This window comes from Caulobacter sp. SRI_014, assembly GCF_057586315.1.
In genome coordinates, this window is sequence record NZ_JBYCZQ010000015.1 from 47,621 (window position 1) to 64,096 (window position 16,476).

Consider the following 16,476-nt stretch of genomic DNA (forward strand, 5'->3'; position numbering starts at 1 on the left):
CCGCCCTAGCGGGTGATGACTTCGAAGATCAGACCGGTCGCGATGGCGGCCAGCAGATAGTCGTTGCCCGAGCGGTACCAGTAGTAGCCGCGCGGCGGGGCGCGCAGACGGTAACGACCGTAGTCGTAGATCCGGTAGTCGTTCGAGCGGTAGTAGCTCGGCAGATAAGCGCCCCGGCGCCAGGCGGCGTAGCCCGGACGGTAGTAGGGATCGCTGTAGTAGGCGCTCGGCGGCGGACCGTAGTACCAGCGGTTACGGTAGTAGTAGCCGTTGTGGCGGGCGCGGTCCCAGCGGGCCTCGCGACGATCGCGGCGATAGTCGCGGCGGTCCTCACGGCGGTCCTGGCGGTAGTCCCGGCGATCTTCGCGCCGCTCGCGGCGATAATCACGACGGTCGTCACGGCGATCATCCCAACGATCACCACGGCCCTGGGCGGCGGCGTCGGTGGCGACAACCAGCATCGGGCCTGAAACACAGGCGGCGGCGGTCAGAGCCAATATCAGACGTTTCATGGTCGACGTCCTCCTTAAGGTCGACTGGGCGGTTCCCAAGGGAGGAAGACCGCACGTTTTACCCTCGACAGGCGAACAAGGTGAATCGGTGCGCCTGAACCGAGCCTGAACGGACGTGTCAGGAATGTCGTTCCAAGGGTGGTCCTGGGACCCCTCCAAAACCTTACCGGGCCTCAGCGGGATTCATCCCCGCGCAAGCGGTGTAAACGTAACTCTACCAGTCCCTTACCTGCGTCCTAACAGCCTGAAAGTATTTCGGAAAAAATCGCACAAAACGTCACAACGGCGTTCGCGGTTAACCCTGAATTCAGGAACGCGGCTCTTTCCTCATACCCGTGATCAACACGAACCGGCTGCCAGAACGGCGCCAAACAACGGGATACGGCATCATGATGATGAGCCACGACACCGACGCCCACATGCCCCTTCCGGGGCCCGATAGCTCGGGCGACGAGCTGTTCCGCATGGGCATGCTCTACTCGACCGGTCAGGGCGGCGCGCCGCTCGACTACGTCTCGGCCCATATGCTGTTCAACCTCGCGGCGATGCGCGGCTCGATCGAAGCCAAGCTGTACCGCAAGGAACTGAGCCAGGAGATGGCCTCGGACGAAGTCGCTGAAGCCCAGCGTCAGGCGCGCGAATGGCTGGCCCGGGCCTGATCTGATCTTTTAGCGATTGCTCTGCGGGTTCAGATCATAGCTGAACCCGAAGCTGATCGGGATCAGGTCCCGGAAGTACTGCTGCAGGAACAGGTTCGCCTCGGCGATATCGCTGCGCGGCACATAGACCAGATCGAAGCGGCGCAGCGGCACAAGATCCGCACCGCCCTGGTTCGAGCCCTTCAACAGATCCACAGTCCGCCGCATGAACCGCCCGTCGGCGGTGCGGCGCAGGATGACGACCTGCTTGCGCTTGGCGGTGGTGTTGAAGCCGCCGGCCATGGCCACCGCCTGCAGCGCATTGATGTCGCCGGGCATGTCATAGATGCCGGCCTTCTGGACCTCGCCATAGACGAAGACCTTCAGCGGCTGGGCGGTCTTGACCCCCACCGTGACCTGAGGTCGCAGCAGCTCGCGCGCATAGGCCTGTGAGATCGCCGCCTCGATCTCGGGCAGGGTGCGGTCGCCGACCATGACGCCGCCGATCAGGGGCAGGGCGATTCGACCGTCCGGCTGGATGAAGCCGGTCTTGTTCAGCTCCGGGGCGGAGGCGATGGAGATTTCCAGCTCGTCGCCCGGATAGACGCGGTAGGCCGGCTCGGCCTCGCTCCAGTCGGCATAGGCGATATCCGGGAAAGCCTGACCCCTCGGAGCCGCTGTAGGCCGCCCCTTGTCTTTTCCGCTGAACGGCCACGCCTGCGCGGCCAGGGGCGCTCCCGCCGCCAGGGCGACGACGCTTACAGCTGCAACAAGGATGCGCGCGCGGATCATGGTGCAAAGGTTAAGGAGAATGGGTAACGGACCGTTAATGCCGCCCGCGCCAGGGTGCCCTTGAAGAGAGGGCGTTTCGCAGAATCGCATGGCCTACGCCGGCAGCTGGACCAGTGTACCGCATGACCCGCCGGCCCGCGCCGACTGGGCCGGTCGGCCGCGCTATGCGGCCAGCGACTTCATCACCCTGCTGTGGCGCGAACTGCCGCTGATGATCGGCGTCTTCCTGGTCATCTTCCTGATCGGGGCCGGCTTCGCCATGACCCTGAAGAAGTCCTACACCGCCGGTTCCAGCGTGCTGGTCCAGCTGGGCCAGGAATATGTCTACGAGCCCCGGGCCGGCGACGCCGCCCGCGGCGCCGTTCCCGACACCGACAGCATGGTCGCTTCGGAAACCGAAATCCTGATGAGCGCCCAGCTGCGTGAGCGGGTGCTGCGAAAGATGGGACTGGCCACGGTCTACCCCACGGCCGGCGCCGCCTACGACGCCGCCCCGGCCGCCGAGAAGCCGTTGGTCATGGCCAAGGCCGTGTCGGACATGGGCGAGAAGATGAGCGTCTCGGCGACGCCGCAGAACCCCATCGTGCGGGTGACCTTCGAGCATGAAGACGCCGACATGGCGGCCAAGGTGCTCAACACCTACCTCGAGGAATATCTGACCTACCGCCGTGGCGTGCTGCAGCAAGCGACTTCGCCGGCCCTGGAGCGCCAGCGGGTGCTGTTCGAAGGTCGGCTGGCCGAGGCCGACGCCGCCTATCAGGAGTTTCTGGCCAACAATAACCTCGGCGACTTCATGGCCACCAAGAACAGCATGACCCAGCTGATCGGCCAGCTCGAGGGCCAGCGCTACACCCTCGACGCCAGCATCCAGGAGCGGCAGGGGCGCCTCGGCAGCCTCGACGCCCAGCTGGCCGGCATCGCTCCGACCAGCAACGTCTACAGCGACATCAACACCGCCGATACCGACAAGCTGGCTTCGCTGAAGGTGCAGCGGGAAGACCTGCGCAGCCGCTACACGCCCGACAGCCAGGCGCTGGTCAACATCGACGCCCAGATCAAAACCCTTGAGGCCGCCGTCGCCTCGGGACGCACCACCGCGCCGGGCGCCCGCCGCATCGGACCCAACCCGGTCTATCAAACCCTGCAGACCGAGAAGATCCAGCTGACCGCCGAGATCGCCAGCCTGAAGAGCGCCCGTGACGCCAATATCGCCCAGTACGGCGAGGCGACGACCAAGCTGCAGCAACTGGCCGAGCTGGAGCCGCAGTTCACCGAGCTGACCCGCGACCGTGACCTGTTGCAAACCTCGGTCCGCGACTTCAGCGCCAAGGAACAGCAGGACGAGGCGGCCCGGATGATCGCCAGCGAGAGCAACGACAACATCCGCATCGTCGAGCGCGCCTCGCCTCCGCCGAAGGCCGCCAGCCTGAAGCGGCCGGTGCTGGTGCTGGCCTTCCTGTTCGCCGGCTTCACGGCCCTGTGCGCGGGCCTGCTGCGGATGTTCCTGCGGCCCGGCATCCCGACGCCGGCCTCGGCCTCGCGCACCCTGGACCTGCCCGTGCTGGGTGCGGCGCCGCTGAAAGCGCGTTGATACCTCAGATAAGCTAGGCTGGCTGTCGCAGTGCGTGTTTGGCGATTCGACGAATGGTGGATTTGAGCGGCGAGATGGGGGGGCTGTGGGCGACGCTCGGCGCGTCCACGCCCGGCCGCGCGCGCGTCGTTCAGTTCGTCGCCGCCCGTGAGAGGGAAGGGACCTCAACCGTCGCCCGCGAGTTCGCCCGCTTCGCCGCCCGGCGGGCCGGCAAGACCGTCTGGCTGATCGATCTGGACCTGCAAACCTCGCCCCAGGTCACCGCCATCACCGCCGATCCCGGCCACTACGGGGCCTTGGGCAAGCCGGTCTCGGCCAGCCCGGACGGCAGTTGCTTCCTGACCGTCCAGCCGCGCCGCGCCGATGCCGAGGGCCGGCCCATCCCCGACGCCCGCTACGTCGCCGCCTACAAGGTGGGCGAGGCGAACTGGTGGGTCACCCGTTTTCGCCGCGAGGTCCTCAAGGGCCGCCAGACGGTCCACGTCCTGCCCAGCGGCGACTACTGGGCCGCCCTGCGCAAGCACGCCGACCTGATCGTTGTCGATTCTCCGGCCGCCGACCGCTCGCAGGCCGCCACCACCATCGCCCCCTTCATCGACCAGACCGTGCTGGTCGTCGCCGCCGACCAGGCTGACGTCCGGGCCCCGGCCCAACTGCGTGACGCCATTGCGGCGGCGGGCGGCCGGGTGGCTGGCGTCTTCTTCAACCGGGCCCGGATCGAACCGCCCGGTTTCCTGCGCCGAATCCTCTCCTGATTTTTGACGCCGGTTGGCCCGAACCGTGCTGGGCAAGGCGAGAACAGCAGGAGTCCGTCTCATTCCGGGGCGGGCTCATCCCGGAATTCGCGTCATGCCACATATCCTGTCCCAGAATCCGACAATGGGCGTCCTGACCATCCTCGCCTTCCTCATCGGCGCGGGCCTCGCCCTGCTGCCGCGCAAGACCGTGGCCAGCGGCGCGGAACGAGAGCAGGCGATCCTGGTCCGGTTCGGCATCGGGGGGCTGCTGTTCCTCTGCCTTGGGCTGTTCCCGCTCAACGTCGCCAACCACCTGCTGGCCGAGCGCTTTGCCTGGATCTTCGGTTCGGAGACCTTCGACGGCGGCCTGGTCGAGACCCTGACGGTGGCCTTCTACGGTGCGACCATCATGGCCATCGGCGTGCTGTTGGCCCGTCGGTCGGGCGAGGCGGCGACCCTGATCTGGCGCACCATCCTGATCCTGGCCGTTCCGACCCTGATCTTCCTGATCGGCGAGGAGATGAGCTGGGGCCAGCACATGCTGGGTTTTGCGACGCCCGAGGGCCTCCGGGAGGCCAACCTGCAGAAGGAAGCCAACGTCCATAACCTGGTCTCGCCGCGCGTCTATGACGCCCTCTATCAGGCTATCGGCTTCGTCCTGATCCTCGCGCCGGCCGCCGCCCTGTCGCCGCGGCTGATGAAGCTCTTGGGTCCGCTGGGCGCCGGCGCGCGGCTGGCCTTCACCTGGCCGGCCCTCTATCCGCTGTTCGCCCTGACCGGCTTCCTGCTGCAGCACGAGGTGTTCGAGGAACTGGCCGAGCTCAGCCTGGCCGTTACCCTGTTCTACTTCTTCGCCGCCTTCGACGCGGTCGAGCGCTCGTCCGGCATCGCCAGCCGGCAGGCAATCATGACGAACAGCGCCCATTCGCCATCGTGAAAGTCGTAGATCGACACCTCGGTCAGACTCATCATCGTGAAGATCAACAGGTAGGGCAGGGCGAGATAGGCCACCTCCCGGTGGTAGGTGGCCGCCACGGTGCGTAGCAGGGTCAGAACGTAGGTCGCGCCCCACAGGACCAGGCCACCGACGCCCAACCCGAACCAGACCTCCAGCCAGCCGTTGTGGGCGTGGCCGGCCGTGAAACCGGCGTCATGGGCGATCCAGCGGGCCGGCTCCCAGGGATCGCGATGATCCCAGAGGACGCCGTAGCCGAAGCCCTTGACCGGGTCGTGTTCCTGCATGGCGTGGATGGCGGCGGTCCAGATCTCGGTCCGGCCGGTAAGGGTCGTGTCCTTGTTGAGCAGCCCGAAGATCATGTCCGGGGCCAGCACAAGGACGGCCGCCAGCACCGCCGCGGCGCTGACCCCCAGCCAGGTCCCGACCACGGCCATGGCCGGCCCGCGCCGGAACAGGCCGACGACGGCGACGCCCAGTATCCCCAGCAGCAGGCAGAGCAGGGCGGTCTTCGACGTCGACAGCAGCACCAGGGCCGCGCAGCCCGCGAACAGCCCGGCCCAGATCCACCGTCTTGGCGGGGCCAGCACGGCTGCGGCGAGGCAGAACATCGCCCCCAGCGCCATCATGCCGCCGAGGCCGTTCTTCTCGGTCCAGACGCCTCGCCAGGCGCCGGGGAAGAGTTCGGTCATGATCCCAAGCCTTGGGGGCACGATGGCGAAGACGGCGCTCATGATCATCAGAAGGGCGAACTGGCCGGCGACCATCTCGGAAAGTTGGCGCAGGTTCCAGCGGGCGGCGATGACCGTGCCGGCCAGGGTGGTGAAGCTGAGCGCCAGCACCCGGCGCAGGGTCGCCCCGCCGTCAATCGACCACAGGCAGGAGGCGGCCGCGAGGGCGACGGTGGCGTAGATGATCGGTGTACGGCCCACGGCCTTGAAGGCCCGCACAGGGTCCATGGCGATCAGGAGGATGGTCGCGCCATAGGCGGGCAGGAAGCCGTACTTCAGCGCCACCAGCTTGGTCGGATCGGCCGCCCACCCCGTCAACGGCGCCGCCCAGCCCTGCATGTAGGTGAAGATCACGAAGCAGGAGAGCGCCATCTCGAACATCACCGGGATGTCGAGGCGGCCGGTCCGCGCCGGCGGGCTGAAGGGGACCGCCAGGGTCATCGGAGAACGAGGGCGCTTGCGTTGGGCATGGTCTGTCGGGCGAAGGAGACCACGAGTCCGCTAACGGACCAATCGTGGGAGGCCGCGCATTCTGTCGCGTCGCCCAATCCTTAACGGCGCAGCCGTATACCGGTCGTTAACGAAACTCAGAGGCCGGCCCGGGCCGCCCCTTGCGCCATGGTCACCACGTCGAAGGACGCTCTGGCCTTCCCGGCGAGCCGCGCCAGGGCCTGCGGCGTGCAGCCCCAGGCCGACGGCGTGTCAGCGACGTCGTGGGTGTAGAGGATCAGCCAGGCCTTGCGTCGGGTCGCCTCGTCCATCCAGTGCAGGGCCCTGGCTTCACCGTCCTCGCCTTCGATGCCGACGGCGGGCAGCTGGTTGGCGTCGGCGCCGTCGGTGACCAGGCCGGCCTGGACGGTGCGCAGGGTCTTGAAACGGCTGCCCAGGGCCCTCTTGGCGGCGAAGGAGACGTCGCCGTAGGGGTAGGCGAAGCTGACCGGGTCCGGAGCGCCGCGCTCGGCCAGGGCGACGCCGTTGCGGGCGACGTCGGCGGCGATGGTCGGCTGGTCGGCCTGGCCGCAGTCGAGGTGGCTGTAGGTGTGGCAGGCGACCTCATGGCCGCCGGCGGCCAGGCGGCGGGCGTCTTCCGACGAGCCGTAGCGGCCCATGGGACCGTCACCGTCCTCGAGGCCGGCGCAGATGTAGAAGGTCCCGCGCAGGCCGGCCGCTTCCAGCACCTGGGCGCCGGCGAGGGCGGCTGTGGCCGGGACGTCGTCGAAGCTGAAGGTGATCATCGGCCGGTCGAGCGACAGGCGCAGCGGCTTACGGAAGGCCAGGCGGGTGTAACGGCGGCGCAGCTTGCCGCGCAGGGATCGGTCGGCGGAATAGGCGTCCATCAGACGACCTCGGCGTAGAGGGCGGCGCGGTAGAGCCGCATGGCGAAGGCGCGGGCGCCGGCCGGCAGAACGCCGGTCAGGGCGGTCAGGCGGGCGGCCTCGCGCAGCAGGCCGCGCAGGGGCAGGTGTCGGATCAGTCGGGCCACCTTGAAGCTGGCGTAGCCGCTGACGACGTCGGGGTGCGCCTCGACGACGCGGGCGAAGTTGGCGGCCGACTGGCGGTACTTGCGGACCAGGGTCTCGGCGGTGTCGAGGCCCAGATGGCTGGCCGGAATGTCCGGATGAAGGATCGGCCAGCGCCGGGCGACCCGCATGGCCCACTCGACGTCCTCCCAGCCCCAGCCGGTGAAGCGCTCGTCGAAGGCGACGGCGTCGAACACGTCGCGGTGGACCAGCAGGTTGGAGGTGAAGACGTGCTTCTCCGGATTCTCGGCGCGTTGCCCGGCGGGCAGGCAGTCGCTGCGCTCTGCCATGGCCCGGTGCAGGGCAAAGCGCCGGTCGGAGGGCGTGCGCTTGAAGGAGAAGCCGCCGAAGGCGACGGCGGAGTCTTTCGCCGCGATGGCCAGCCAGTCGGCGACGAAGGTGTCGCTGTCGGGCAGCATGTCGGCGTCGAGGAACAGCAGGTGCTGGCCCCGCGCCTCCGAGGCCAGCCGGTTGCGGCCCTTGGCGCGGCCGGCGTTGGCGGCCAGCCGTACGAAGCGGGCGGGGCAGGGCAGGGCCTGGACCGTCTCGGTGATGCGGGTCGCCAGGGCGGCGTCCTTGCCGCCGTCGTCGAGCAGGACAATCTCGATATCGGGGGACTGAGCGGCCAGTTCGCGCACCAGCTGGGCCGGGTCGTCGCCGAGGAAGGGGATCAGGACCGACAGGCGCGGTTTGGCGCCGGCCCACAGGGAATTGTCGATGATCCAGTCGCTGGCCTGGGCGGTCATGCGGCGGCTCCCGGACGCAGGGTGCGCAGCAGGGTCCGGCCATGGCTGCGCAGGCCGCCGGCGTCGAGCATCCAGGCGGTGACGCCATAGGCCAGGGCGCCCAGGCCGGCCTTGAGGGCCAGTTCTGGAACCTCATCGATGTCGGGCAGCAGTGAGACCACCAGGATCATCGGCAGGCAGGCGAGGCCCGCCTTGAGCAAGGTGTCGATGGGCAGCGGCAGGGCGATGACCCGGCGGCCCAGCGTGAAGGACGCAACGGCGCCGGCGGCGTAGCTGGCCGTGGTCGCCCACATGGCCCCGTCGAGGCCGAAGTGGGGCACCAGGGCGAAGTTGAGCGCCAGGTTGAGGCCGGCCGGGAAGGTCATGGCCGCCATCAGCAGACGGGTGCGCTGGCCCAGGGTGAAGGCCTGGTGCAGGTAGTAGGTGGTGATCCCCGAGAAAAAGCCGCCGGCGGCGATCCAGGGCACCACCCGGGCGGCGCCCTGGGCCAGCTGGGGCCCGATCAGCAGTTCCGACAGGGGCAGAGCGACGAGGGCCAGGCCAACGGCGGCCGGCAGGGTCAGGAGGACCATGAAGCTGGCCTGTTCCTTCGCCGTCTGAACCAGGGCCGCCTTGCCGCCGCGCTCCAGGGCCGCGACCATGGCCGGTCCGCCGGCCATACCCAGCCAGACGAAGACCACGTCCTGGGTGCGGTTCGCGAGGCTGTAGCCGGCGTGATAGACGCCGACGCTGGCCTCGCCGAGAAAGGCGGCCAGCACGAAGCGGTCTGTGCTGGCGATGACCAGCGACAGGATCAGCGACAGGGAAATGGGCACGCCGTACTGGGCGTAGCTCTTCGCCCGCTGCGGCTGCCAGTGACCGCCCTTGAACAGCTTCAGCTCGCCCGGCAGCACGAAGACCAGGCAGATCACCGCGATCACCGCCATGCCCAGCAGGGCCGAGGCCCCGCCCATGCCCATGGCCGCCAGGGCCGCGCCGATGGCGAAGCCGCCGATGGTCTGGACGATGTCGAGGGTGGCGGCCGAAGCGACCTCGCCGTCGGCCCGCCTACGCTCCTGCACCAGGCGGATGCAGCTGCGGAACAGGATGGCCGCCAGGCCGGCGCTGATCGCGACCCGCAGCGAGTGCTGCAGTGGGGCCAGCCAGGCGACCATGCCGGCGAGCAGAGGGAAGCCGAGACCCAGCATCGACCAGGCCCGATAGACGGTCATCATGTGATCGGCCGTCTCGCCCCGCTCCCGCGCCTGGGCCTGGAAGCGGGCCATGGCGGCTTCGGTCCAGGTGAAGAGGGCGGTGTGGCTGAGAACCATGGCCGAGTAGGCGATAGCGTAGATCCCGTAGTCGGCCGGGCTGAGCAGGCGGGTGAAGACGACAATGGTCAGCAACCCAACCAGGCCCTGGGCCAGGTTGACAGGCAGATAGCCAAGGACGCCGCGCCAGAACATTAGTTCAACGCACCACGTGCCGGTCGCCCAGCAGGCAGGGAATGGTCATGGCCATGATGTAGAGGTCGAGCCAGAAGGACTGGCGCTCGATGTAGTCGATGTCGAGGGCCACGCGGCGCTGGACCAGCTCAGGCGTGTCGACCGGGCCGCGCGAGCCGTTGACGGCGGCCCAGCCGGTCATGCCGGGCTTGAGGCGGTGGCGGTGGGCGTATTCCTCGACGAGGCGCGAGCTCTCGGTGTCGCCGGTCTTCATGCCGACGGCGTGCGGGCGAGGGCCGACCAGGCTCATCTCGCCGGCCAGCACGTTGAACAGTTGGGGCAGCTCGTCCAGGCTGGTGCGGCGGATGAAGCGGCCGACCGGGGTGACGCGGTCGTCATCGCCGGTCACCTGTTTTGACGCGGTGTGATCGGTCAGCTCGTGCTTCATCGAGCGGAACTTCCAGACGCGGATTTCCTCGTTGTTGAAGCCGTGGCGGCGTTGGCGGAAGAAGACCGGGCCGGGGCTGTCGAGCTTGATCAGCACCGCGACGATGGCCATCACCGGGGCCAGCAGCACCAGGGCCAGGGTCCCGACACCCAGATCCTGCAGACGCTTCCACGCCGCCCGCTTCTCGTCGGTGGCGACGCCGGAAACGCGGGCCAGAGGCGCGTCGGCGATGCGGTTGATGACCGCGTTCTGGGCCGCCTCGCCGTCCATGTCGACGACCAGGCAGATGTCGTTGGGCAGCACGCTGAGCCGCTCGGTCAGCATCCGAACACGGGGCTTGGCCGCCGAGGTGACGGCGATCACCACCTGGTCGACGTAGGGCATGATGCGATGGCCGATCAGGGCGTCGAGGTCGCCCAGCACCGGCACGCCCTGCATCTTGGGCGGAGCGCGGCCCAGACGGTCGTCGAAGACGCCGACCACGTTCACTTCGCGAGAGGCCAGGGCGGCGGTGATCAGCCGGTCGGCGACTTCCGTGGCGCCCACAATGACGATGTTGGGGGTCAGGTAACCGGCCGTGCGCCAGCGGCGGACCATGGCCCACCAGATACCCTGCAGCATGGCCAGGCTGACGAAGGCCATGGCAAACCAGGAGACCAGCACCTCGGAGGGCGGCGAGCCGCCGACCAGCCAGACGCCGGCCGTCAGCAGGGCGCCGGCGAGAGCGAAAGCAGCCCCCAGCCGGACCATCCGGGTCCACAGCCGTCCCTGGCGCGGAAAGCGATAGAGGCCGACCCCGCCCAGCAGCCAGGCCAGCATCAGGGCCCCGGCGCCATAGGGGGTGACCTGCGCCAGGCTGGCGTTGATCCAGCCCTGCGGGGTAGCGAAATGGGCGCCGATCACGGCCAGCCCTACGAGCGAGGCGATATCGACGGTGCGGAATAGCTTTCCGACCATCTGGCCCTGGATGCGGTTGCGCAGCGGGGTCAGGCGGCCCGGACGAAGCGGGCCGCGGCGGTCGCTCTCTTCAGGCTCCGGATCGGCCACCAGCCCTCGGCGCAGATCGTCGCGCAAGGCCTTGGCGGCGGCGACCCAAGGCTCATCGGTGGGCTGCGGGGCAGGGGATATGGTCATGACGGCCGTAACCTTGCCATGAGGCCCCTGATCACCCGGTTAACACGGTTCACCGGAGCGCGATCCGGCGAAGTGGCTCCCGGTTCGCCGGGTGAATCGCGCTCCCACTCAAAGTGGCGAGCCTGTTTTTCCGATCAGACGGGAGGTGTCTGATCGGAACAGGCTCGACGCGGCGTTTCCGATGATTGCAACGGCGCGCCGAACCGGCTATCAGCGCCCCTCGCCTGGGGTGACGTGGCCGAGTGGCTGAAGGCACCGGTTTGCTAAACCGACGTACGGTATAAAGCCGTACCGAGGGTTCGAATCCCTCCGTCACCGCCAGGCGTTTCTTCCTTTTCCTATTCCGGCCGCACCGCCTGCCAGAGCGCCAGCCCCAGCAGCGGCAGCCAGGCCAGCAGGAACCCGACGGTCAGCAGCCAGACGTTCTGGGCGTTGCTTAAGGCGGCCAGCACCCCGATCGCCGGGGCCAGCAGCAGGAGGCCGAGGATCCAGCGGCGCGGCTCCTTTTCGAGGCAGACGGCGGCCAGGATCAAGGCGTGGGCGGCCAGGGCGCCGAACTTGATCCAGGCGGCGGTCGAGGAGGTCGGCAGCATGGCGGCCTGAGGCTCGAGGGCGGGGGTGATCGCCAGCAGGGTGAAGGTCTCGACGTAGTCGGCGACGAGGGCGACGACTGCGGCGAGGATGGCCAGCAGGCTGGGCAAGCGCAGGCGGCCGCCGCTGATGAACAGGGCCGCGCATATCCCGAACAGGGTGTAGCTGGGGATGTAGGCGATCACGTCCAGCTGGTTGATCGCGTCCATGGCGTGGATGGCCAGGCCCCGGCAGGGATCGGCCGGGGCGCCGAAGATCTCGGTCAGCTGATCGGCCTTGCGGGCGAATTCGAAGTCGATGACGGCGCCGTCGGCCAAGCAGCCCTTGGCGGCGGTCACCGGTCCCAGCAGGCGGAAGGCGACGGTCACGGCCAGCGAGGCCAGGCCGAAGACGCCGGCCAGGATGGCCCAGAGGCGCGGTGTGCCGATCGTGCGATCCATGGTCTCCCCCATCTGTCTTGCGCCGATTTTGCCGAACGCCGGGCGGCGACGGCAAGAGGCTTTGCAGGCCGGGGCGGCGGCGGCATGCTGGGCGAAAGCCTGGGGAGGCCGTCGTGATCAGCTTTGAAACCCTTCGCGCCCGCGCCGCCGCCCGCAAGGGCGGGGACGAGGCTCTGGCCGCCCTGATGCCAGCAGTGAAGACGCCCGCCGAGCTGGCGGCGATCAGCGATGACCGCTGGCTGTCGATGATCAGCCGCTGTGTTTTTCAGGCGGGGTTCTCCTGGACGGTGGTCGAGAAGAAGTGGCCGGGGTTCGAGACGGCCTTGTGGGGTTTCGACCCCGGCCGCTGCCGGGAGATGGATGACGAGGCCTTCGACGGCCTGCTCAAGGACACCCGCATCATCCGCAACGGGGCCAAGGTGCGCAGCGTCCAGCTGAACGCCGCTCTGCTGATGGACCTGGCCGCCGAGCACGGCAGCGCCGGGGCCTGTTTCGCGGCCTGGCCGGCCGAGGACTACGCCGGGCTGCTGGAGATGCTCAGGAAGCGCGGCGACCGGCTGGGTGGCGGGGCAGGGGCCATGGCCATGCGGTTCATGGGCCGCGACGGCTGGGTCCTGTCCCAGGACGTGGTGAAGGCGCTGACCGGCGCCGGGGTCATCGACGGGCCCACGACCTCGAAGACGGCCCAGCGGGCCATCCAGAAGGCGTTCAGTCAGTGGGCCGAAGAGAGCGGCGCGCCCTTCGCCCATATCTCTAGGACATTGGCGCTAAGCGTTGATTAGACGGCCTTTATAGGCCTCACGCAGGACCTTCTTGTCGATTTTGCCCGTCGCGGTCAGGGGGACGGCGTCGAAGATGACGTCGTCCGGCATCCACCATTTGACGATGCGGGGTTCGAGGAAGGCGAGGACGTCTTCCTTGCTCACCGACTGGCCCTCGTGGGTCTCGATGACCAGCAGCGGGCGCTCCTCCCACTTGGGATGCGGCACGCCGAAGACGGCGGCGATCTTCACGCCCGGGCAGGCGACGGCGATGTTCTCCAGGTCGATGGAGCTGATCCATTCGCCGCCGGTCTTGATGACGTCCTTGGCGCGGTCGGTGATGCGCATGAAGCCGTCGGCATCGAGGGTGGCGATATCGCCGGTGTCGAACCAGCCGTCGGCGTCGGCGGCGTCGGTCTCCTTGCGGAAATAGCGCTGGATGGTCCAGGGGCCGCGCACCATCAGGGCGCCGCTGGTTTCGCCGTCGTGGGGGGCTTCGGTCCCGTCCTCGGCGACGATCTTCAGCTCGATGCCGAACTGCAGACGGCCCTGGCGGGTCCAGATGACCTCATCGACGTGATCCTCGCCGCCGGCAGCCAGGCCGGGGGTCGGCGTGGCGACAACGCCGAGGGGGCAGGTCTCGGTCATGCCCCAGATCTGCAGGACCTGGACGCCGTGCTTCTTCTTGAAGGTCTCGGCCATGGCGCGGGGTACGGCCGAGCCGCCGATGATGACGCGCTTCAGGGTGCCGACATTGCCGCCGGTCTGGTCGAGGTGGGCGAGATACATGGTCCAGATGGTCGGCACGCCGCCGGAGAAGGTGACGCCCTCGTTTGCGATCAGTTCGCCAAGGCTGACCGCGTCCATCTTCTCGGCTGGCAGCACCAGCTTGCAGCCGTTGATCGGGGCGGTGAACGGCAGGCCCCAGGCGGTGGCGTGGTAGAGGCTGGAGCAGGGCATGACCACGTCGAAGGCGGTCAGGCCGAAAGCGCTCGAGAGCCCCGCCGCCATGCCGTGCAGGACCACGGCCCGGTGGCTGTAGAGCACGCCCTTGGGATCGCCCGTGGTGCCCGAGGTGTAGCAGAGGAAGGCGCCGCCGTTCTCGTCGAGGGCGGGCCAGGGGAAGGGGTCTTCGCCCTCCGCGGCGATCAGGGTCTCGTAGTTGAGCGCGCCGACCGCGCCGGCGTCGTGGCCATCCTCGTCGGCCATCAGGACGAAGGTCTTCACCGTCGACATGCGCGGGGCGAGGCGCTCGATCACCGGCTGGAAGGTGCGGTCGTAGAACAGGATGGCGCTCTCGGCATGCTCCAGCACGTAGAGGATCTGGTCGTCGAACAGGCGCGGGTTGACGGTGTTGAGAACGGCGCCCAGGCCCGGGACGGCGTAGAACAGCTCCAGATGCCGGTGGGTGTTCCAGGCCAGGGTGGCGACCCGGTCGCCGGATTTCACGTCCAGCTTTTCGAGGGCGCGGGCCAGGCGGCGGACCCGCTTGCCCATGCCGGCGTAGTCATAGCGGTGGATACGGCCCTCGACGGTGCGCGAGACGATCTCGACGCGCGGGTGGGCGGTCTCCACGAAACGCAGGATCGAGGTGATGACCAGCGGGGTGGTCTGCATGAGGCCGGGGATCACTTACGTTTCCTCAGAGTTTTCTTGTTGCGGTGCGTCTAGCCGGAAAGCTTCCCGCGACGCCAGCCGCCACTCGCGGACGATGCGGGTCCACCAGCGGATGCGGGCCTCGTCGTCAAGGCCGTCGCGTTCCTCCAGCCAGACGATCATGCGGTCGACCCAGAGGCCAAACAGGCTGCCGCCGGCCAGACCCGCGCGTTCGTCCGCCCCTTCGGGAGCGCCTGGCCTGGGCTCGAACAGCGGGCGGGAACGCTCGTTGAAGATGGCCCGCAGGCGGTCGCCCCAGTCGGATCGGTCGGCCCCGCCACCGCAGTTCTTCAGCACCACGAGGAAAGGGGCGGGGTCCTTTCGGGCCCGTTCCAGCACCCGGGCGACCAGCGAGCCGTACCCGGTCCAGGGTTCGTCGTAGGCGGCCAGGACCGTCCCCTCCACGCGCTCGAAGATGGCGTCGACGATGGCCTCGCGAGAGGGAAAAAGGCGGTAGAACAGGATCTTGGCGGCGCCGGCGGCCTCGGCGAAGTCGCGCATGGTGGCCCCGTGCAGGCCCTTTTCCAGCATCACCTTCGCGGCCACGTCGAGGTATTCGGCGCGCCGGGCGGCGGCATCGACTCGGGGTTTGCGGGTGGGGGCGGAACCGTCTGCCATCGGCGGTAAGGGGGCCTTTCCGTTGGGGCTTGTCAAATGAAACCGATTGGTAACATACTTGGGTCTCCGGGCGCAGACCCGGCGCGGAGGAAGCCCCGGAGGAAGCCATGACCGAACTTGTCCGCCACCTTGAGCTCGACGGCCTGACCCTGACCCCGCTGACCCCGACCATCGGGGCCGAGGTGGGCGGCATCGACCTCAGCCAGCCGACGACGCCGGGGCAGGTCGCGGCCATCCGCCAGGCCCTGCTCGACTGGAAGGTGCTGTTCTTCCGCGACCAGGACATCGACACCGACCAGCACATCGCGTTTGCCGCCAACTTCGGGCCGCTGGAAGTGCATCCCTTCGCGCCGCACAAGCCGGGCTATCCGGAAATCCTAGCCATCACCCATAACAGGGAGAACAGGGGCCGGGAGAACACCTGGCATTCGGACGTGACCTGGCGGCTGGAGCCGTCGCTGGGGTCGATCCTGCGGGCCATCGAGTTGCCGCCGGTCGGGGGCGACACCCTGTTTTCCGACATGTACGCCGCCTACGAGGGCCTGAGCGATGAGGTAAAGGCCCGCGTCGATGACGCCGTCGCCGTGCACGACTTCGCCCACTTCCGCGCGGCCATGCGCAAGCGCGGCAAGACCGAGGAAGAGATCGAGGCCTTCAACAAACAGTATCCGATGGTCGAGCATCCGGTGATCCGCACCCATCCGGAGACCGGCCGCCGCTGCATCTACGTCAACGCCGCCTTCACCCAGCACATCGTCGGCTGGGACAAGGCCGACAGCGACGCCATGTTGAAACACCTCTACGCCCAGGCCGCGATCCCGGAATACCAGTGCCGGTTCCGCTGGGAACCGGGCTCCATCGCCTTCTGGGACAACCGCGCCAGCCAGCACTATGCCGCCAGCGACTACTGGCCGGCCGTGCGCCGCATGGAGCGGGTGACCATCGTCGGCGACCGGCCCTACTAGGCTATCGAAGCGGCCTACGATTATGACCCGGCGATCGGCCGGCAAGCAGAGCGAATGCGGCAAGCCCTTGGCGGGGCGTGCTTTTTCGGTTGGCTACGGGGCTGTGATTGTAGGCAGCGGCGTAGCGGAGGCGTAGGTCTGCGCGCGGGGTTTGTAGGCCGGTTTGAGGCGTCGGCTGCCTACGGGCTGGCAGGACGCTTTTGAGGCCGGCGAAAAC

16 protein-coding genes and 1 tRNA gene are annotated in these 16,476 nt (G+C 68.3%); 7 read left to right on the plus strand and 10 right to left on the minus strand.

What is annotated here, in order from left to right; all coding sequences use genetic code 11:
- Positions 1-5 precede the first annotated feature (5 nt).
- A complete protein-coding gene (locus AC2YG9_RS21875; RefSeq protein WP_487300120.1) occupies positions 6-512 on the minus strand; it encodes an RcnB family protein in 507 nt (168 codons plus the stop codon).
- A 389-nt stretch (positions 513-901) separates the two neighbouring features.
- On the opposite strand from AC2YG9_RS21875, the gene AC2YG9_RS21880 reads away from it, so the two are divergent.
- Positions 902-1,171 carry a sel1 repeat family protein gene (locus AC2YG9_RS21880; RefSeq protein ID WP_487300121.1) on the plus strand — a complete coding sequence of 90 codons (270 nt, stop codon included), beginning with the start codon at positions 902-904 and terminating at the stop codon, positions 1,169-1,171.
- 9 nt (positions 1,172-1,180) lie between these two features.
- On the opposite strand, the gene AC2YG9_RS21885 is transcribed toward AC2YG9_RS21880, so the two are convergent.
- Positions 1,181-1,942 (minus strand): polysaccharide biosynthesis/export family protein, encoded by a 762-nt coding sequence (locus AC2YG9_RS21885; RefSeq protein ID WP_487300122.1) that lies wholly within the window; start codon positions 1,940-1,942, stop codon positions 1,181-1,183.
- A gap of 88 nt (positions 1,943-2,030) precedes the next feature.
- Here AC2YG9_RS21885 and AC2YG9_RS21890 point away from each other — a divergent pair, with 88 nt between their 5' ends.
- The 3 genes from AC2YG9_RS21890 (at position 2,031) to AC2YG9_RS21900 (ending at position 5,207) form a co-directional block, all read left to right on the plus strand.
- Positions 2,031-3,533: a GumC family protein gene (locus AC2YG9_RS21890; RefSeq protein ID WP_487300123.1), complete on the plus strand. Its 1,503-nt coding sequence runs from the start codon at positions 2,031-2,033 to the stop codon at positions 3,531-3,533.
- A gap of 53 nt (positions 3,534-3,586) precedes the next feature.
- Positions 3,587-4,288 (plus strand): P-loop NTPase family protein, encoded by a 702-nt coding sequence (locus AC2YG9_RS21895; protein WP_487300124.1) that lies wholly within the window; start codon positions 3,587-3,589, stop codon positions 4,286-4,288.
- A gap of 124 nt (positions 4,289-4,412) precedes the next feature.
- The gene (locus tag AC2YG9_RS21900; RefSeq protein ID WP_487300125.1) at positions 4,413-5,207 is read left to right on the plus strand and encodes a hypothetical protein; all 795 of its coding nucleotides are present in this window, start codon (positions 4,413-4,415) and stop codon (positions 5,205-5,207) included.
- Here the strand turns inward: AC2YG9_RS21900 and AC2YG9_RS21905 are convergent.
- From AC2YG9_RS21905 to AC2YG9_RS21925, 5 genes are all read right to left on the minus strand, one after another.
- The gene (locus AC2YG9_RS21905) at positions 5,114-6,397 is read right to left on the minus strand and encodes an O-antigen ligase family protein (protein ID WP_487300126.1); all 1,284 of its coding nucleotides are present in this window, start codon (positions 6,395-6,397) and stop codon (positions 5,114-5,116) included. The genes AC2YG9_RS21900 and AC2YG9_RS21905 overlap by 94 nt on opposite strands.
- 146 nt (positions 6,398-6,543) lie before the next feature.
- Positions 6,544-7,293, minus strand: a complete 750-nt coding sequence (locus AC2YG9_RS21910; RefSeq protein WP_487300127.1) for a polysaccharide deacetylase family protein — start codon at positions 7,291-7,293, stop codon at positions 6,544-6,546.
- Entirely contained in the window at positions 7,293-8,222 is a 930-nt protein-coding gene (locus AC2YG9_RS21915; protein ID WP_487300128.1) for a glycosyltransferase family 2 protein, read from the minus strand. The genes AC2YG9_RS21910 and AC2YG9_RS21915 overlap by 1 nt, the downstream gene beginning before the upstream one ends.
- A complete protein-coding gene (gene hfsF, locus AC2YG9_RS21920) occupies positions 8,219-9,667 on the minus strand; it encodes a polysaccharide biosynthesis protein HfsF (RefSeq protein ID WP_487300129.1) in 1,449 nt (482 codons plus the stop codon). Before hfsF ends, AC2YG9_RS21915 begins: the two co-directional genes overlap by 4 nt.
- A gap of 4 nt (positions 9,668-9,671) precedes the next feature.
- Positions 9,672-11,228, minus strand: coding sequence for an exopolysaccharide biosynthesis polyprenyl glycosylphosphotransferase (locus AC2YG9_RS21925; RefSeq protein WP_487300130.1), 1,557 nt, complete (start codon positions 11,226-11,228; stop codon positions 9,672-9,674).
- Positions 11,229-11,456: 228 nt separating this feature from the next.
- Here AC2YG9_RS21925 and AC2YG9_RS21930 point away from each other — a divergent pair.
- A tRNA-Ser gene (locus AC2YG9_RS21930) sits at positions 11,457-11,549 on the plus strand.
- Positions 11,550-11,566: 17 nt separating this feature from the next.
- Here the strand turns inward: AC2YG9_RS21930 and AC2YG9_RS21935 are convergent.
- Complete coding sequence (locus tag AC2YG9_RS21935; RefSeq protein WP_487300131.1) at positions 11,567-12,259, minus strand: hypothetical protein; 693 nt, start codon at positions 12,257-12,259, stop codon at positions 11,567-11,569.
- 113 nt (positions 12,260-12,372) lie between these two features.
- Between AC2YG9_RS21935 and AC2YG9_RS21940 the strand changes: the two genes are divergently transcribed.
- The gene (locus AC2YG9_RS21940; protein ID WP_487300132.1) at positions 12,373-13,041 is read left to right on the plus strand and encodes a DNA-3-methyladenine glycosylase I; all 669 of its coding nucleotides are present in this window, start codon (positions 12,373-12,375) and stop codon (positions 13,039-13,041) included.
- Here the strand turns inward: AC2YG9_RS21940 and AC2YG9_RS21945 are convergent.
- Both AC2YG9_RS21945 and AC2YG9_RS21950 read right to left on the minus strand, forming a co-directional pair.
- On the minus strand, positions 13,027-14,652 hold the full coding sequence (locus AC2YG9_RS21945; protein WP_487300133.1) for a long-chain fatty acid--CoA ligase: 1,626 nt from the start codon (positions 14,650-14,652) through the stop codon (positions 13,027-13,029). The genes AC2YG9_RS21940 and AC2YG9_RS21945 overlap by 15 nt on opposite strands.
- Complete coding sequence (locus AC2YG9_RS21950) at positions 14,653-15,294, minus strand: TetR/AcrR family transcriptional regulator (protein WP_487300134.1); 642 nt, start codon at positions 15,292-15,294, stop codon at positions 14,653-14,655.
- Positions 15,295-15,401: 107 nt separating this feature from the next.
- Between AC2YG9_RS21950 and AC2YG9_RS21955 the strand changes: the two genes are divergently transcribed.
- Positions 15,402-16,259: a TauD/TfdA dioxygenase family protein gene (locus tag AC2YG9_RS21955; RefSeq protein WP_487300135.1), complete on the plus strand. Its 858-nt coding sequence runs from the start codon at positions 15,402-15,404 to the stop codon at positions 16,257-16,259.
- The last annotated feature ends 217 nt before the right edge of the window (positions 16,260-16,476 follow it).

What these genes read in the sequence shown, in the direction of transcription:
- AC2YG9_RS21925 (WP_487300130.1), bottom strand. Translation starts at nt 11,228, where the DNA reads ATGACCATATCCCCTGCCCCGCAGCCCACCGATGAGCCTTGGGTCGCC.
- AC2YG9_RS21910 (WP_487300127.1), bottom strand. Translation starts at nt 7,293, where the DNA reads ATGGACGCCTATTCCGCCGACCGATCCCTGCGCGGCAAGCTGCGCCGC.
- AC2YG9_RS21955 (WP_487300135.1), top strand. Translation starts at nt 15,402, where the DNA reads ATGACCGAACTTGTCCGCCACCTTGAGCTCGACGGCCTGACCCTGACC.
- AC2YG9_RS21900 (WP_487300125.1), top strand. Translation starts at nt 4,413, where the DNA reads ATGGGCGTCCTGACCATCCTCGCCTTCCTCATCGGCGCGGGCCTCGCC.
- AC2YG9_RS21875 (WP_487300120.1), bottom strand. Translation starts at nt 512, where the DNA reads ATGAAACGTCTGATATTGGCTCTGACCGCCGCCGCCTGTGTTTCAGGC.
- AC2YG9_RS21885 (WP_487300122.1), bottom strand. Translation starts at nt 1,942, where the DNA reads ATGATCCGCGCGCGCATCCTTGTTGCAGCTGTAAGCGTCGTCGCCCTG.
- AC2YG9_RS21905 (WP_487300126.1), bottom strand. Translation starts at nt 6,397, where the DNA reads ATGACCCTGGCGGTCCCCTTCAGCCCGCCGGCGCGGACCGGCCGCCTC.
- AC2YG9_RS21915 (WP_487300128.1), bottom strand. Translation starts at nt 8,222, where the DNA reads ATGACCGCCCAGGCCAGCGACTGGATCATCGACAATTCCCTGTGGGCC.
- AC2YG9_RS21880 (WP_487300121.1), top strand. Translation starts at nt 902, where the DNA reads ATGATGATGAGCCACGACACCGACGCCCACATGCCCCTTCCGGGGCCC.
- AC2YG9_RS21890 (WP_487300123.1), top strand. Translation starts at nt 2,031, where the DNA reads ATGGCCTACGCCGGCAGCTGGACCAGTGTACCGCATGACCCGCCGGCC.
- AC2YG9_RS21895 (WP_487300124.1), top strand. Translation starts at nt 3,587, where the DNA reads ATGGTGGATTTGAGCGGCGAGATGGGGGGGCTGTGGGCGACGCTCGGC.
- AC2YG9_RS21950 (WP_487300134.1), bottom strand. Translation starts at nt 15,294, where the DNA reads ATGGCAGACGGTTCCGCCCCCACCCGCAAACCCCGAGTCGATGCCGCC.
- AC2YG9_RS21935 (WP_487300131.1), bottom strand. Translation starts at nt 12,259, where the DNA reads ATGGATCGCACGATCGGCACACCGCGCCTCTGGGCCATCCTGGCCGGC.
- hfsF (WP_487300129.1), bottom strand. Translation starts at nt 9,667, where the DNA reads ATGTTCTGGCGCGGCGTCCTTGGCTATCTGCCTGTCAACCTGGCCCAG.